The organism is Microcoleus sp. Pol10D4 (genome assembly GCF_036701555.1).
GTDB lineage: Bacteria > Cyanobacteriota > Cyanobacteriia > Cyanobacteriales > Microcoleaceae > Microcoleus.
This window is the reverse complement of sequence record NZ_JAUBRA010000003.1, coordinates 107,985-122,137: the sequence shown is the minus strand read 5'-3', so window position 1 is coordinate 122,137 and position 14,153 is coordinate 107,985. Positions and strand designations below refer to the sequence as shown.

Here is a 14,153-nt window from a genome sequence, read left to right as displayed (position 1 = left end):
ACAATGAAAGCATTATTTCTCCATCCCAACTTCCCCGCCCAATACCGCCACATTATCACGGCTTTAGGCGCAGATCCCAAAAATCAAATTGTTTTCGGTACTAAAAACGAGCGCCCAGAGTGGAACATTCCCGGCGTTCGCAAAGCAGCATTTACCCCCAGCCGGGAACCCCACGCGCAGACTCACCAATACGTCCGCCCTTTAGAAAGTGCCGTCATCTACGGACAAGCCGTATTTAGAATGGCAGAACAACTCAAAGCAGACGGTTTCGTACCCGATATTATCTGCGGACATTCCGGTTGGGGGCCGACATTATTTGTCAAAGAAGCTTTTCCAAATACGCCACTTTTGTGTTATTTCGAGTGGTTTTATCATGCTATTGGTTCCGACGCCGATTTTGACCCAGCGGAACCTTTAACAGTTGACGATATGGCCAGAATTAGAATCAAAAATGCGCCTATTTTGATCGATTTATATTCTTGCGATTGGGGTTTATCACCAACTTATTGGCAGCGATCGCAATTTCCGCCAGAATTACAACAAAAATTATCCACACTCCACGACGGCGTAGATACCGATTACTTCAAACCAGACCCCGGTGCTAAACTGGTTTTACCTAACTTAGACTTGTCGGGCGTTGATGAAATTGTCACCTACGTATCGCGGGGAATGGAACCTTACCGGGGTTTTCCTGAATTCATTGAGTCGATCGCCTATGTGCAAGAACGTCGCCCCAATTGTCACGTCGTAATCGTTGGTTCCGAAAGAGTTTGTTATGGGCGTTCTTTACCCAACGGCGAGTCTTACAAAGACTATATGCTCAAAAAAGTCCCCCTAGATTTGTCGCGAGTTCACTTTGTCGGGCCCCTACCTTACGGACTGTATTTAAAAGTAATTCAAGCATCCGACGTACACGTTTATTTGACCAGACCTTTTGTGCTATCTTGGTCCATGATTGAATCTCTATCAACCGGATGTTTAGTAATCGGTTCCGACACAGGGCCAGTCAGAGAAGTTATCCGCGACGGAGAAAACGGTTTGCTGGTCGATTACTTCTCACCGAAACAAGTAGCCGATCGTATTGATGAAGTTTTAGACCATCCTACCCGCATGGCAGACATTCGCATCAAAGCCCGTCAGACCGCCCTAGAACGCTACAGTTTAGCTAAAATGCTGCCGCAACATCTACAACTGATCGAGCAAGTAGCAAATCGTTCCATGCCGCCTACAGTTGGTATGGAACCAGAACGGGAATTAGCAGCATCTTTTGCAGTGAGAATTTAGCAATAAAGGGTAGTCCTGCATAGTCAGGACTACGCCAATTTTAACAGGAAAAAGTGGCTGTACTTGCTTGAAATTACCGATTTTTGTTATTTTGGTTAAAACCCAACTCAATTCTTATGAAATCAACTACTAGGGCGCTGAAAGAATGGAATGTAGCAGTTAATGCTTTAGAACAAGGTCAAACGATTGTGTTGTTGCGGAAGGGGGGAATTCGCGAGCAAGCAGGACAGTTTAATGTCACTGACAAACAGGTTTTGCTGTATCCAACGTTTGAACACCAACAACCGGATTTATTAAAGCCGGAGTTTGCACATCAAGTCAATAATGTTGAATCTGGTTGGCATCCTGAAGTTATTAGAATTGGCAGTTGGGCGGAGATTACTGATGTTTTTTTGGTAGCTTGGGAACCTGCAATTACTGCGCTATTTCCTTACCATATTTGGAATGAAACTTTTGTCAGCGATCGCCTGAAATGGAAACAAACTCAGCCAATTTATATTTTATTGCTGCGGGCTTATCGCCTTGCAGAAAGCCGCGAAATTCCCTACATTCCTGAATACGGCGGTTGTCGTTCTTGGATCGATTTGGCCGATGCTATTTCGCTGGAGGGAAGCCAAGCTGTTTTGAGCGATCGCGAGTACATTGAACGCTCAAATGAAATCCGCAATCTGATAGCAAATCCTGCGAATGCTTCTGGTTCGTAGAGAGTGACAACGCTGACGGAAGGTAGTCAGGATTTTACTCCTCATTAATAGTTTTTAAGGTACTTTTCGAGAGGCGCGCTTCTACCAAACCCAGCCCAAAATCCGCAGCTAAGGCCATTAAAGCTGACGGAATTGCCCCAGCCAAAAGTAACTGATTGTTGACGGTAGCAACGCCCCGAAAAATAAACACCCCCAAGCCCCCTGCACCAATTGCAGCGGCGATTGTAGCAAGTCCGATCGCAATTACTGCGGCAACTCGCACGCCCGCCAGAATCACGCCCAGCGCCAGGGGAATTTCCACTTGCCATAACAGTTGCATATCCGTCATTCCCATGCCTCTTCCGGCTTCCGTAATCGCTGGATCGACACCGACAATACCAGTATAAGTATTGCGGATAATTGGCAGTAAAGAATACAGAGTGAGGGCGATAATTGCCGTGCGATCGCCTATTCCACCCAATACAGGCACCGGGATTAGCAAGCCAAACAAAGCCAAACTGGGAATTGTTTGCATAATATTAGCAAACCCCAAAATTGGCTTTTTCAATTTTGGCTTTCTCGTGGCTAAAATCCCCAGGGGCATCCCCACAATAATAGCGATAAAAATTGCCACAGTTACTAAATATAAGTGTTCACTGGCACGCTGAATTATCTCAGCGCCATAGCGGTTGACAAAAATTATCATTGGGTAATTAGGTATTGCTGATTGCTGTCAATTTTATAAATCATTTTCTATTTCAGGACAGGGCTCACCAGGATAGAACCGAGAGTCCAGAATTTCCTTTAAGCTGTAAAGGCAGTTTGGAGGAAAAGTTTTGAGAGGTAAATCCGTTTCTCCTACTGCCAAATCTCTACCGTTTTGATAAGCTTCTTGGAAAACTTCTTGCAAGTAAGGTTTCAGACTTGGGTTATCTTGTATCAGTCTCTGAGTGTCCCGCCGCTGCACTCGAATTATAGACAGCCAGCTACGGCTGCGCTGCTGGGGCTGATATTGCCACTTCAGCAAATGTCCCAGCAAAATGCTTAAACGATTTCTAAGTTCTTGACGTTCCTGTTTGCCCAAAGATTCAATCTCCTCAATTAAATTTGGCAAGTCAAGTTGACTCCACTGACACTTGCGAAGTAACTTGGCTTGTTCTTGCGTCCAAGCATAGAAGTCTGTCTCGTAAAGACTGTGCATCGTTTGATTATCAGCTTAGTTACTCAAACTATATTATCAATTTTTTGCTAAATCATTGAAATCTAGCTACTTGCAAACAGTCAATAAATGCGCGCGCTTCTGGATGCTGAGATTTCATAAAATCATCGGGCGAACCCAATTCAATCAACCGTCCGTCTTGCATCAAACCAATTCTAGAAGCTAACAAAAAAGCTTCTTGAATGCCGTGAGTCACAAAAATCACAGTTTTGCCGAGTTGCTGCTGCAATTGACCGAATTCTCGCTGCAATTCCAGACGAGTAATGGGGTCTAAAGCACCAAACGGTTCGTCCATTAACAATATCGGAGGGTCAGCCGCCAGTGCTCTAGCGACGCCTACCCGCTGCCGCTGTCCGCCGGATAACTGATGGGGATAGCGTTTGGCGAAGTGCTGGGGGTCGAGGTTGACTAATTCTAACAGTTGCCGGACGCGAGATTGAATACGATCGCCCTCCCAACTTTCCAATTTTGGCACTAAACCGACGTTTTGCTCGACGGTAAAATGTGGAAATAAACCAATTTCTTGAATTACATAACCAATTTTTCGGCGCAGTTGAATTGGGTTCCACTGAGTTGTTGGTTTTCCCATGACAAGAACTTCGCCGCTGCTTGGCGTTAGTAAATTGTTAATCAATTTCATGGTGGTAGTTTTGCCACTCCCGCTGCGTCCCAGCAATACTAAAACTTCTCCTTGCAGCACTTTGAAATTGAGTTGGTCTACTAAATGCCTGCGGTTGAGGCGATATGTCACGTCGAGGCATTCGACAGCAACTTCATTATTGAGAGGCATAATTAGTTTCGGTGATTTTCGTTTTAATAAATCGTCAATTAGCTAGCGTCACGGGACAATCCAAAATCTAAAATCTAAAATCTAAAATCTAAAATCAACTTGATTTTGCCATTCTAGCAGTAAGGCTCGACACTGGAGGCAAGTTAATTTTTTAAGCAAGTCGCGAATTCCGTCTGGGGTTACAGGATATTCAGCACCGATAAGTTCGGGTTTTACTATTGCTGTAGGGTGCAATTCTGCAACAAAACCGTAGAGTTTTTGATTGGAGAAGGAACTGTTTATTGCCCAGCCAATGGTGTTGATCGGTTCGATGCGGGCGATCGCACTTTCTGTCACACCTAATTCTTTCTTGATTATAGCTGGAACGGCTACTGCTGGCGTGGATTCGGCTGGTACGCGACCGCCGGGAAAATCCAAGGTTGCTTCTGCCACGCCGGGGCGATACATGGGTGAGGGAAACAGCAATTTGTCAGCTTGAATGGTCAAGATTACAACTGAATCTGCTCTTTCTACTCGCCAATATTCTACTGTTTTTCCTTCGGTTGTTTCGAGATGTTCCGCGATTAGTTTTACCCAATGAGAATTGATTTCTACAAAGCGGTCTAGAGTTTTCCACTGGGATTTTGCAGTTTGGTTCATGTCGGAATTTTTGAAATATATTAGATATTTTTTGCTATGGTAGCCGATTGTTAGCGAGCGCAACAATAGCCGATCGACCTTTTCAGCTTTGAGCCAGTTTTTTCCTCTCGATTGTAAATTTTTGCTACAACCTTACACATTCGCCTATATAATTCGGTAACATAGACTACATAATCAAAATTTATCTGCGCCTTCGCTCTGGGTTGTTTCAACCACGCCCTGGTGCAGACTCTTAGCTAGACAGGAGTAATTATGCAACTGCAAACAGATATTCGTACTTGGCAATCCCAACCAACGCCCGGAAGCTTCACTGTCCGCGACTGGGAAAAATTTGGCTGCGCCGTACCTGCACCAAAATTAACTCCTTCTATGTGGGTTAAATTGTTCAATCCGCCAACCGCATTCAGCTTTGACGAAGCGTGGCTGTTGTGTGAATGTTCGGAAGAAGAGTGGCTAGCTTGGATTCCTGATTATGGCGAAATTTTACTGAGTACACATGAATTTTGCGCTCCTAAATCGTGAATTACGCAGACAAACTTCCATAAACCGGGTGTTAAAATCCATATCCCTCCGGTTCCACGGGATTTTTTGGAAAAAATCTGGTTTCTGCGTAATTATCTCGTTTGCAGTGAGGAATGCAAGTCCTTAAACTTTGATAAGGACTTGCATTCCTCACTACAAACCTCTTATATGATGTCGTTTCAGCCGATATCATATTAGTCCTAATAGATATTAATTGAAATTTCGCCAACAAAAAGAGCAATAGGTTTTCTATTGCTCTTTTTGTTCAAAAACACTCTCTAGTTTTTATCTTTAAGATAGCGGAAGTTATATCAACTGGCCTCGATTGACCCCAATATCGCTGCGGTGACGGGTTTACTGTATCGATGCTTGCATGGGAGATATTGGTGAACCCGCCCTTACAGCAATTACGGTCAATTTAGCCGCCGTGATATTGCTGGCTTATTTGCAAACTGCACGGTTATTTGCGTTTCTGACAATCGTGCCTACTCTACCATTAATCTGAATCGGGTTCTTAGTGCTGGCTCGAATCAAGAGTGGTTGTTTGGCCAGACATTCTCTGATTGATGTTGCCCAGGCGGTGAGAGCTCCGGTGTATTCTGTACGACCCGCTGGGGCGCGAAACTGATCGGTAATTAGGAAATCCGAGGTGATGCTAGTGTCAGTACCAACATTCGTAATAATTGGAAAGTCAAAGGCTCTGGGCAAGGTTCTGTCCTGGATTCTGCCCGGTACCAACTGGTAATTCTTCGAGCCACCCTTGTAGTCAATACCTGCTTGAGGGCTGGTGGGAGGGCTTGTTTGAGCCAATGCGGGAATAGGCAAGCTTGCTACCAAAACGGTGCAGCAACTCCAAAATAATTTCGATTTCATTCGATTCATCTCCTCAACTTTATGACGATTAGCACTAATTAGGTAGGCTCTAAAAACAGTTGCTTTTATTGAGAAAGCGCCTGATGATATTGAGCTTTTTAGTTTGAGTTCAACTTACCTAATTTATTACCAAACATTCTCAAAAATGTTAAAACTGGCTGACCTGACAAACTGTAGAAGAGTTTCAGTTGAGTTAGATATTTACACATCTGAAGTTGTTACAGCATTGGGGAGTCGGTTTTACCAGAATGATTCATTTTCGATCGATGTCATTGGAACTTTATCAAATTTTGTCTCAGATATCAAGTTTTGCCGATCGCATATCACGTTTTAACACTGGTTTGCGGCTCGATCGAGCTTTGAGTGGTGCGCGCTATACCAGGGCGAGAAAGATGCTAGAGTGCATCGATGGCCGTTTGAGTATTTTCAGGCGACAATAGACAGAGAAGGGGCTTGAAAATAGGTGATTTTAGTGGAAGATAGTAAATTTATCGACGTATCGGACATTATGGGTGTTCCCGCGGCTCCGGCGGGTTACAAATCGGGCTTTGTGGGTATAGTCGGACGCCCAAATGTCGGAAAATCAACGCTGATGAATCAGTTGGTGGGGCAGAAAATTGCGATTACTTCGCCGGTGTCTCAGACGACACGTAACAGGCTGCGGGGCATCCTAACGACACCGGAAGCACAAATTATTTTTGTAGATACTCCCGGAATTCACAAGCCACATCACCAATTGGGCAAGGTTTTGGTGCAGAATGCCCGCACCGCCATTCAGTCGGTGGATGTGGTGCTGTTTGTGGTGGATGGTTCGGTGGAATCGGGAGGGGGCGATCGATATATTGTCGAAATTCTCAGCAATTGCAAAGTTCCGGTGATTTTGGGGATGAATAAGTTGGACGAACAACCGGAGGATTCCGTGTTGATCGATCGAACTTACGAGCAAATTGTCAATCCTGAGTGGCCTGTAGTGAAATTTTCCGCTCTCACGGGCGAGGGTGTCGAGCCGCTGCAACAATTGTTAATCGAACATTTGGAGGTTGGGCCTTATTATTATCCGCCCGATTTGGTGACTGACCAGCCGGAACGCTTTATTATGGGCGAATTGATTCGGGAACAGATTTTGCTGCTGACGCGGGAAGAAGTGCCGCATTCGGTAGCAATCGCGATCGACATAGTTCAAGAAGAAGCAAAAATTACGCGCATTCTGGCGACAATTCACGTCGAACGCGATTCCCAAAAAGGTATTTTAATCGGTAAAAGCGGCAGTATGCTCAAGTCGATCGGCAGTGCGGCCCGGGAACAGATTCAAAAGTTAATTGAAGGCAAAGTATATTTGGAGTTATTTGTCAAGGTGCAGCCGAAATGGCGGCAGTCCCGCACCCGTTTGGCGGAATTGGGCTATCGCGTTGAAGAGTAAAGCGAACTGATGGAGCAAATAAGGGCGATCGTTGAGAGATTTTACAACTGAACTTCCCCTCGTAGGCCGAAGTTCAGTTTAAATCATTGTCCTAAAAACTCCGCCCGCAACAGTCAACTGTCAACAGTCAACTCTTTAAGGACGTTCGGCAAATTTTTGAACAGCTTTTGGTGCAAAAGCAGCAACTAAAAAAGAAGTTGTAATGTATTTGCCATCAGCATTCTTGCTAGTTATTGTGATTGCGCCAAACCCAATTGCTGCAATCAGTGCAATAAAACTCATCGCTCGCATTGCCGAGTAGTGTCCATTATTTTCCTGCAAAAATTCAGCCAGCTCTTGTCCGTTTTCTGCCGAATTTGCTGTAGCTTCAAGGATAGCAGAATGTGTCATTTGATTAACCTCATAAATGATTAAAGCTTAACTAACAGGACTTACGCAATAACTGAGAAACTACACTACCTGTAGTTGTAAGGTGCGCGTTTCACACCCTACAATTAGAGTCGGCACGTAAGTCCTATACAAGTGAGATAGACCGTTGTTTAGTGCGGTAACTTGCTCAAAGCGTGCCAAGTTCTCGGCCCGACAATTCCATCGGCTGGTAAACCCTTAATCGTTTGGAACTGGATCGCCGCTACTTTGGTCATAACCCCGAAGTATCCGTCAACAAAACCGAAATAGTATCCATTCAATTTCAAGACATTCTGAACAATTTTGACAGCATTACCTGAACTACCATTCATGAGAGTCGGCATATTCACAGGTGCACCAGAGTATAGTGCTTGCCAGGTTAGAGGACTGACAATCCCATCTTCAGGTAAAAAGACGCGGTGTTGATAGTCTTTGACGGCGTCTTCAACATAGGTGTCGAAAATACCATCGATCGAAAAACCGTAATAATATCCCCAATGATATAAAAGCTGTTGCAGTTCCTTGACGGCTTGACCAGTAGAACCCCGCTTTAAAGTGGGTTTCATCAGTTCAGAGGCTTGAGCAACTGCAAGAGTTGATTGAGAAGTAGTATCGGCGACGAGAGCCATAGCTTGATTATTGAGAGTTTTTTCTTCTGTAAACATGATGGGAATCCTCTGTGCATTCGAGTGTTTTCATTTGATATTTCAGGTATAACTGCTGTCTTTGATGGCTTCACAGTCGCTTTTTATAGTGACACTTGTGTGAGTTCACACATTGGAGTGTCACTCATTTGAGTTATATCGTTTCCGCTTACAGTCGATCGGCAGTGCGACGCGAGAACAGATTCAAAAGTTAATTGAAGGTAAAGTATATTTGGAGTTATTTGTCAAAGTGCAGCCGAAGTGGTGGCAGTCCCGCACCCGTTTAGCCGAATTGGGCGATCGCGTTGAAGAGTGAAACTTTGGCAGTTGGCAGTTGGGGTTCTTCTGTTCTATGAATCAAGAATCGAGCACGACTTTCGCTCATAGAGAGTTTCATCGGGCTCGGAGAGTCGCTACAAACCCCCGCTTAACAACTAGAACGCCATTCCAATAACAGTACAGTAAACTGAGAGCAGCCCCATTCGCCCCAGTTGACCTATGCCACGTTGGTTCAATACTGCTGGCCCGTGCCGCGATGACATTCACTATCTGCTTCCTGCCACCCGTCGCCTCCCGAATTTAGAGCGACTGATTGCTCAGCAAAGCTATTTCGTCATCCATGCACCCCGGCAAGTGGGGAAAACCACCGCTATGCTGGCGTTAGCCAAACAACTCACCGAAAGCGGACAATACACCGCCGTCATGGTTTCGGCTGAAGTCGGCGCACCCTTCAGTCAAGATATCGGCGGTGCAGAAGAGGCCATTCTGGGCGCTTGGCGAGACAACATTTCCTTCCGTCTCCCACCCGAACTGCAACCGCCAGACTGGACAAGCATACAGTCGGGACAGAAAATTCGGGCTGCTTTACAAGCTTGGGCACAATTTTCTCCTCGTCCTTTGGTCATTTTGATCGACGAAATCGACGCATTGCAAGACCAAGCCTTGATTTCTATGCTGCGACAACTGCGCGATGGTTATCCCAATCGCCCGAAAGCGTTTCCGCAATCGGTGGGTTTAATTGGTTTGCGGGATGTTCGCGATTACAAAGTGGCTGCGGGGGGAAGCGATCGACTCAATACATCCAGTCCGTTTAATATTAAAGTGCGATCGATTACTCTCAGAGATTTTAATGCCTCAGAAGTCGCCGAACTCTACGCGCAACATACCCAAGATACCGGACAAGTTTTTACACCTGAAGCCGTAGCCTTAGCTTTTGAGCTGACTCAGGGACAACCTTGGTTAGTGAATGCTTTAGCTAAGGAAATTGTAGAAGAATTAGTGACAGATGAATCTATAGAAATTACACCCGAACATATTTTATCAGCTAAAGAAATTTTAATAAAACGGCAAGATACGCATTTAGATAGTTTGGCAGAACGACTCAGAGAAAATCGAGTCAAAGCCATTATCGAGCCGATGTTGGCGGGTTTGGAACTGGGCAATATCCCCAATGATGATATTCAGTTTTTAATCGATTTGGGTTTGTGTAAGATGGATGTTCAGGGTGGATTGACGATCGCTAACCCAATTTATCGCGAAGTGTTGCCCCGCGTGCTCACCGTAACGCCAATGGCTTCTCTGCCGCAAATTGCACCGAGTTGGTTGACTCATGAAGGCAAATTAGACACGCAAGCGTTACTCAAAACTTTTCTGGAATTTTGGCTACAGCATGGCGAACCGTTACTCAAAAGTGCATCTTATCCCGAAATTGCACCGCATTTGGTGTTAATGGCGTTTCTGCATCGGGTGATTAATGGTGGGGGAACATTGGAGAGAGAATATGCGATCGGACGCGACAGAATGGATTTATGTTTGCATTATGGTGAGGTAACATTGGGAATTGAACTGAAGGTTTGGCGGACTCGGAAAGTCGATCCGTTGAGTAAAGGGTTGGAACAGTTAGATGGATATTTGGCTCGATTGGGAGAAGATGAAGGGTGGTTGGTGATATTCGATCGACGCGAGAATGCGCTCGAATTAGAAGAACGACTGAATACTGAAATTCATCTGACACCAATGGGGCGAACGGTTACAGTTATTCGTGCGTGAAGAAGTTCTGATGAATGCCTCGATTTGTGCGATCGCCCCAGTGTGCGATCGACTCTCTTTCACCCATCAAGTAAACTTTTCACACCCCGTCCACCTCGATTTAATACATGAGTATAAATCATCGTTATTGGCACGTCTTTGTGTCCGAGTAACTCTTGTACGGTGCGAATATCGTAACCGGCTTCTAATAGGTGCGTGGCAAAACTATGACGCAGAGTATTTAGAAGTAACTTTCTGCAAGACTGTTTCCTATCTGCGCCGCTAATATCGGCGGGACGGCATTGCCGACTTGAGTAAATTGTCGTGCCGATGCACCCATAAAAATATAATCTTTCGGAAATGTTTGGAGGTGAGCGCATTCCCGGACACTTAATGTACGAGGAATTTCGGGATGTAAGTGCGAACGTCCACCACCTTTTGTTCCCCCAGCGATAACTGTTTTCGACGGTAACAACGGGTCAAGTCTATCAACTCGTCCAAGTTGGTCTCGCTGTCCGTAACCTAACCGCATATATCGTAGAATTGATTCGGCTTTATGTTCTCGTGTTTCGTTGTTGGATAATTCGGGATAGTAATCGTTCAAAACACTTCCCGCGCCGACCGTTTCCAGAGAAGGAACGGGATACTTAAATGTTTTGCTCGTGCGCGAACCGACCACGAATAAGCGAAGTCTTTGCTGTGGAATGCCGTAATGCGCCGCGTTGAGAACAAACGGTTCTTCCACTTGATAACCGTTTAGAGATAATTCTTCAATCACTGCTTTTAATTGTATTCCGCCATCAATATCTCTTAATCCCGGAACATTTTCAATCACAAAGGACTTCGGCATAAATGTGATAATAAGCCTCAGAAAGTCAAAAAGTAAATTGCCGTTCTTTTCGTGTAAAAAACCAACTCTTTTAAAATTTTCGCCGGATTTGGAAAACCGTTGATTGGCGGCGATTGAAAACGGTTGACATGGAGGACCACCGACAAACAAACCTTCAAATGGCGCAGATATTATTTGTCCGAGGGTTTCGGCGATTTCCTCAAATTTTGAAACATCGCCCGAATGCGTTGGAGGTCCGAACACATTCCATTTCGGACGATTCCGCCGAAGCGTTTTACAAAAGAGTTCGTTAATCTCAAACGCTGCCAAGTGCTTGTAGCCAGATGCTTCCAAGCCCAAATCCATTCCACCGCAACCAGCAAAGAAACTTACTACCGGAATTTCTTGAGCCAAAAATTTTACTTCATTCAAATTGAGCGGAGCAGGTCCTGTCCAGATTTTGGCTTTCGATTCCTCATAAATCAAATCTTCATACGTCCAGCCTGCGCCTCTTAAAATATCAACAAGCGGTGTGTTGGTACTTTCAGATTTTTTAAGTATTCTGAATTGTTCTTGCAAGTGAGCGTTTTTTTGCTTAGATGTCTTAACTATCATATTATCAAACCAGAAAATTCATGTTTCATTTCCTGATAAACGGCACGGGCTTCTCTCGTATCTTTGAAATCCTTTTTATTGTTGCGGTCAAGCCACACATCATAAAATCGGTGAATTGCGCGATGGCAATTCGGACAGACTGGAACGAGGTCATCGAAAGTCGTGCCAGTGGCTTCAACTCTCGTTCCCGAAGAAAGCGGCAAGAGATGATGCAAGTCTACAATTCGTTCTGTCCACGGATAAGTTTTTGCCGTATCGAGGCTGCAAACATCACAAGTTGCCGTCGGATGCACGAGGAAAAATTCTTTCCGAAGTCGCGTGTTACGTTCGATTGTAACGTGGGTTTTCTTGACTTTACTACCTTCCCGAAAACCGCTTTCCACAACTTCTTCGACAATCGTATTCGGATAATCGAAAGTGATGTTCGTGCTACCGTCTCTAAATAACGAAGCCAATCTTTGTATTTCTGCCTCTCTATCATTTGCACGAGGTCCTGAAATCTCAAATAAATCTTTGAAGATATTGAGCGCGTCTTCCCGGTTAAGAGTCACAATTATTTCACCACTTCTTATGTGCAAGTATGAAATCTGCGAAATGACTTTCAGGCTTTCTAGTGCTTGTCGCCGTAGCTCACTTGGTACAGATCTACCAGAATTTTTATACGACGAATCAGTTCTCATAATTGAAATAAACTCTTCGTCGTCTTCGCTGCCATCAAAACCGCTCATTTTATAAGCGCCGATAATTTCATCTAAACTTGTAATCGAACCTTGCCCGATAGCAACCTTCGTTAAAAGATACTTGAGCGAAAATAGCAATGAATAGCGAAAATTTGCATCCGGTCGCCAATCCTTCAAAGCAGGAGAAGGTTCAGTGAACGCGCTTACCAAAAAATGCAGGTATTCATCACAAGTTACCACTCCAGCTTGAGACAAAACATCGGCGACAGGTGTAGGTTGAGCGACTCCATTAATTTCGCTGACAAGAAGACAAATTTTCAAAATACGAGAGTAATTGCGCCACGGGCTATGCGTTGGTGGTGCTTGAAAAGTCAATCCAGTTTCAGCCAAAAGCTGAGCACGATTTGCTGTTTTGAAATCGTTTGCTTTGACAAAACCTGCAATTTGCCGAAGAGCGTCGAATTGAAAATAGGCTAAACGCCCTTGATCCCAATGCCACATTAGGCTTGACTTTATATATTATAGGTATAGGTAGCCCCAGCTTACCATCAAACGGGTATAACCAGGGCAACCGCATAAAAATAATTTTGTTGACTTTTCGCCCAAATTATTGAGAATATTCTCATCTGTCATCTTTTAATGAGAAGAAAAGTGTCTCAGTGAAGTCTGAAACCCTTATTGCTACGTTGCCGAAAATTTCATGCGGTTGCCCTGCGGTCTAACTCAGCCGTTATCTCGTAAACGCAGCCTGACTTTGGAGATGATTCGGAAGCTCGATCGAGAGTTAAGCTAAATAAAACTCCGAGTTCTGCATCGATGCTTATTAGAAGCGAATAATTTCGATCGTGCCTCGTGATCGCACAAAACAAACATCAAATTCTCGAAAGAAGTTGGTTTGCCCGAGAATTAAGGGAATCTGAGAAGCTTGCGCCCAGGCAAATGCTAGGCGAACGGGTTCCAGATTCCCAATTTGAACATCTACAAATACACCCCGCGCCTCAACGCTTGCCAGATTTCCAGCCAATGGCAAGCGGACAGTTTGTTCCTCCCAAATTGCACCCAATTGCAGCCCAATGTCATAAGGTAATAGATTGACCGCAGACCCAGTATCTAGCAGTGCATTCGCCGAGACAGAAAAGCCTGCATGACTCAGAGTGATGGGAATCGTGGGTAATGCTTCATCGTCAGAAAAGGGAAACTCGATCGAACTAGGCATGAGTAGATGCCTCTCGATCGTCTCGAATCATCTGCATCATAATGTTTGCCGCTTCCGTTGCATCGTAGAGCGATCGAACTGGATACTCTGATGCAGAAAAGATGACTTGTAATTCAGCGTCTGGGATTTGTGCGGCTAGGAGTTTGAAGAGTGATAATTTGTCTGACTGGCTCAGATTGTTCACCAAAGGAATTAACTCAGCGAGAGACATGGTTTAAACTCCCAGAAGTACGAGAATACATCTATCATAAACGCTGCCTGAGTTTGGAGATGATTCGGAATCTCGATCGAGAATTAAGGATT

The 14,153-nt window shown here is 44.7% G+C and carries 18 protein-coding genes and 1 pseudogene; 7 read left to right on the top strand and 12 right to left on the bottom strand.

The genetic code is table 11. From position 1 onward, the window contains the following. The first annotated feature begins 3 nt into the window (after positions 1-3). Both QUA36_RS03135 and QUA36_RS03130 read left to right on the top strand, forming a co-directional pair. Positions 4-1,284, top strand: a complete 1,281-nt coding sequence (locus QUA36_RS03135) for a glycosyltransferase family 4 protein (protein ID WP_333053633.1) — start codon at positions 4-6, stop codon at positions 1,282-1,284. Positions 1,285-1,400: 116 nt separating this feature from the next. After that, complete coding sequence (locus tag QUA36_RS03130) at positions 1,401-1,988, top strand: DUF1802 family protein (RefSeq protein ID WP_333455473.1); 588 nt, start codon at positions 1,401-1,403, stop codon at positions 1,986-1,988. Between the two features lie 34 nt (positions 1,989-2,022). On the opposite strand, the gene QUA36_RS03125 is transcribed toward QUA36_RS03130, so the two are convergent. The 4 genes from QUA36_RS03125 to QUA36_RS03110 form a co-directional block, all read right to left on the bottom strand. Next, the gene (locus QUA36_RS03125) at positions 2,023-2,673 is read right to left on the bottom strand and encodes an ABC transporter permease (RefSeq protein ID WP_333455471.1); all 651 of its coding nucleotides are present in this window, start codon (positions 2,671-2,673) and stop codon (positions 2,023-2,025) included. Between the two features lie 33 nt (positions 2,674-2,706). Further along, positions 2,707-3,168 carry a DUF29 domain-containing protein gene (locus QUA36_RS03120; protein ID WP_333455469.1) on the bottom strand — a complete coding sequence of 154 codons (462 nt, stop codon included), beginning with the start codon at positions 3,166-3,168 and terminating at the stop codon, positions 2,707-2,709. A 52-nt stretch (positions 3,169-3,220) separates the two neighbouring features. Further along, positions 3,221-3,976 (bottom strand): ATP-binding cassette domain-containing protein, encoded by a 756-nt coding sequence (locus QUA36_RS03115; RefSeq protein WP_333455467.1) that lies wholly within the window; start codon positions 3,974-3,976, stop codon positions 3,221-3,223. Between the two features lie 81 nt (positions 3,977-4,057). Further along, on the bottom strand, positions 4,058-4,615 hold the full coding sequence (locus QUA36_RS03110; RefSeq protein WP_333455465.1) for an NUDIX hydrolase: 558 nt from the start codon (positions 4,613-4,615) through the stop codon (positions 4,058-4,060). 252 nt (positions 4,616-4,867) lie between these two features. Between QUA36_RS03110 and QUA36_RS03105 the strand changes: the two genes are divergently transcribed. After that, entirely contained in the window at positions 4,868-5,137 is a 270-nt protein-coding gene (locus QUA36_RS03105) for a hypothetical protein (protein ID WP_333454646.1), read from the top strand. Between the two features lie 441 nt (positions 5,138-5,578). On the opposite strand, the gene QUA36_RS03100 is transcribed toward QUA36_RS03105, so the two are convergent. Continuing rightward, positions 5,579-6,010, bottom strand: a complete 432-nt coding sequence (locus QUA36_RS03100) for a hypothetical protein (protein ID WP_333165466.1) — start codon at positions 6,008-6,010, stop codon at positions 5,579-5,581. 266 nt (positions 6,011-6,276) lie between these two features. Between QUA36_RS03100 and QUA36_RS03095 the strand changes: the two genes are divergently transcribed. Together QUA36_RS03095 and era are read left to right on the top strand one after the other, a co-directional pair. Next, a complete protein-coding gene (locus tag QUA36_RS03095) occupies positions 6,277-6,450 on the top strand; it encodes a hypothetical protein (RefSeq protein ID WP_333455462.1) in 174 nt (57 codons plus the stop codon). Between the two features lie 68 nt (positions 6,451-6,518). Beyond that, positions 6,519-7,430, top strand: a complete 912-nt coding sequence (era, locus tag QUA36_RS03090) for a GTPase Era (RefSeq protein WP_199292477.1) — start codon at positions 6,519-6,521, stop codon at positions 7,428-7,430. 135 nt (positions 7,431-7,565) lie between these two features. Here era and QUA36_RS03085 read toward each other — a convergent pair whose 3' ends face one another. Beyond that, entirely contained in the window at positions 7,566-7,820 is a 255-nt protein-coding gene (locus QUA36_RS03085; RefSeq protein ID WP_333165471.1) for a hypothetical protein, read from the bottom strand. A gap of 149 nt (positions 7,821-7,969) precedes the next feature. Next, positions 7,970-8,503 carry a peptidoglycan-binding protein gene (locus QUA36_RS03080; RefSeq protein WP_333165475.1) on the bottom strand — a complete coding sequence of 178 codons (534 nt, stop codon included), beginning with the start codon at positions 8,501-8,503 and terminating at the stop codon, positions 7,970-7,972. Positions 8,504-8,651: 148 nt separating this feature from the next. Between QUA36_RS03080 and QUA36_RS03075 the strand changes: the two are divergent. Both QUA36_RS03075 and QUA36_RS03070 read left to right on the top strand, forming a co-directional pair. Continuing rightward, positions 8,652-8,798 (top strand): annotated as a pseudogene (locus QUA36_RS03075) (GTPase Era); the annotation flags it as partial. A 182-nt stretch (positions 8,799-8,980) separates the two neighbouring features. Further along, positions 8,981-10,531 carry an ATP-binding protein gene (locus QUA36_RS03070; protein ID WP_333455459.1) on the top strand — a complete coding sequence of 517 codons (1,551 nt, stop codon included), beginning with the start codon at positions 8,981-8,983 and terminating at the stop codon, positions 10,529-10,531. 59 nt (positions 10,532-10,590) lie between these two features. Here the strand turns inward: QUA36_RS03070 and QUA36_RS03065 are convergent, their stop codons facing one another. The 5 genes from QUA36_RS03065 to QUA36_RS03045 form a co-directional block, all read right to left on the bottom strand. Then, positions 10,591-10,746, bottom strand: coding sequence for a tyrosine-type recombinase/integrase (locus tag QUA36_RS03065; protein ID WP_445301412.1), 156 nt, complete (start codon positions 10,744-10,746; stop codon positions 10,591-10,593). A 5-nt stretch (positions 10,747-10,751) separates the two neighbouring features. Next, a complete protein-coding gene (locus QUA36_RS03060) occupies positions 10,752-11,954 on the bottom strand; it encodes a DNA (cytosine-5-)-methyltransferase (protein WP_333455457.1) in 1,203 nt (400 codons plus the stop codon). After that, positions 11,951-13,135, bottom strand: a complete 1,185-nt coding sequence (locus QUA36_RS03055) for a hypothetical protein (RefSeq protein ID WP_333455455.1) — start codon at positions 13,133-13,135, stop codon at positions 11,951-11,953. The genes QUA36_RS03060 and QUA36_RS03055 overlap by 4 nt, the downstream gene beginning before the upstream one ends. A gap of 322 nt (positions 13,136-13,457) precedes the next feature. Then, on the bottom strand, positions 13,458-13,850 hold the full coding sequence (locus QUA36_RS03050; RefSeq protein ID WP_333455453.1) for an aspartyl protease family protein: 393 nt from the start codon (positions 13,848-13,850) through the stop codon (positions 13,458-13,460). Then, the gene (locus tag QUA36_RS03045; RefSeq protein WP_333258839.1) at positions 13,843-14,061 is read right to left on the bottom strand and encodes a hypothetical protein; all 219 of its coding nucleotides are present in this window, start codon (positions 14,059-14,061) and stop codon (positions 13,843-13,845) included. The genes QUA36_RS03050 and QUA36_RS03045 overlap by 8 nt, the downstream gene beginning before the upstream one ends. Positions 14,062-14,153: the final 92 nt, after the last annotated feature.

Excerpts from the sequence above, each read along its gene's own strand:
- QUA36_RS03135 (WP_333053633.1), top strand. The coding sequence starts at position 4 with ATGAAAGCATTATTTCTCCATCCCAACTTCCCCGCCCAATACCGCCAC.
- QUA36_RS03130 (WP_333455473.1), top strand. The coding sequence starts at position 1,401 with ATGAAATCAACTACTAGGGCGCTGAAAGAATGGAATGTAGCAGTTAAT.
- QUA36_RS03125 (WP_333455471.1), bottom strand. The coding sequence starts at position 2,673 with ATGATAATTTTTGTCAACCGCTATGGCGCTGAGATAATTCAGCGTGCC.
- QUA36_RS03120 (WP_333455469.1), bottom strand. The coding sequence starts at position 3,168 with ATGCACAGTCTTTACGAGACAGACTTCTATGCTTGGACGCAAGAACAA.
- QUA36_RS03115 (WP_333455467.1), bottom strand. The coding sequence starts at position 3,976 with ATGCCTCTCAATAATGAAGTTGCTGTCGAATGCCTCGACGTGACATAT.
- QUA36_RS03110 (WP_333455465.1), bottom strand. The coding sequence starts at position 4,615 with ATGAACCAAACTGCAAAATCCCAGTGGAAAACTCTAGACCGCTTTGTA.
- QUA36_RS03105 (WP_333454646.1), top strand. The coding sequence starts at position 4,868 with ATGCAACTGCAAACAGATATTCGTACTTGGCAATCCCAACCAACGCCC.
- QUA36_RS03100 (WP_333165466.1), bottom strand. The coding sequence starts at position 6,010 with ATGAAATCGAAATTATTTTGGAGTTGCTGCACCGTTTTGGTAGCAAGC.
- QUA36_RS03095 (WP_333455462.1), top strand. The coding sequence starts at position 6,277 with ATGTCATTGGAACTTTATCAAATTTTGTCTCAGATATCAAGTTTTGCC.
- era (WP_199292477.1), top strand. The coding sequence starts at position 6,519 with ATGGGTGTTCCCGCGGCTCCGGCGGGTTACAAATCGGGCTTTGTGGGT.
- QUA36_RS03085 (WP_333165471.1), bottom strand. The coding sequence starts at position 7,820 with ATGACACATTCTGCTATCCTTGAAGCTACAGCAAATTCGGCAGAAAAC.
- QUA36_RS03080 (WP_333165475.1), bottom strand. The coding sequence starts at position 8,503 with ATGTTTACAGAAGAAAAAACTCTCAATAATCAAGCTATGGCTCTCGTC.
- QUA36_RS03070 (WP_333455459.1), top strand. The coding sequence starts at position 8,981 with ATGCCACGTTGGTTCAATACTGCTGGCCCGTGCCGCGATGACATTCAC.
- QUA36_RS03060 (WP_333455457.1), bottom strand. The coding sequence starts at position 11,954 with ATGATAGTTAAGACATCTAAGCAAAAAAACGCTCACTTGCAAGAACAA.
- QUA36_RS03055 (WP_333455455.1), bottom strand. The coding sequence starts at position 13,135 with ATGTGGCATTGGGATCAAGGGCGTTTAGCCTATTTTCAATTCGACGCT.
- QUA36_RS03050 (WP_333455453.1), bottom strand. The coding sequence starts at position 13,850 with ATGCCTAGTTCGATCGAGTTTCCCTTTTCTGACGATGAAGCATTACCC.
- QUA36_RS03045 (WP_333258839.1), bottom strand. The coding sequence starts at position 14,061 with ATGTCTCTCGCTGAGTTAATTCCTTTGGTGAACAATCTGAGCCAGTCA.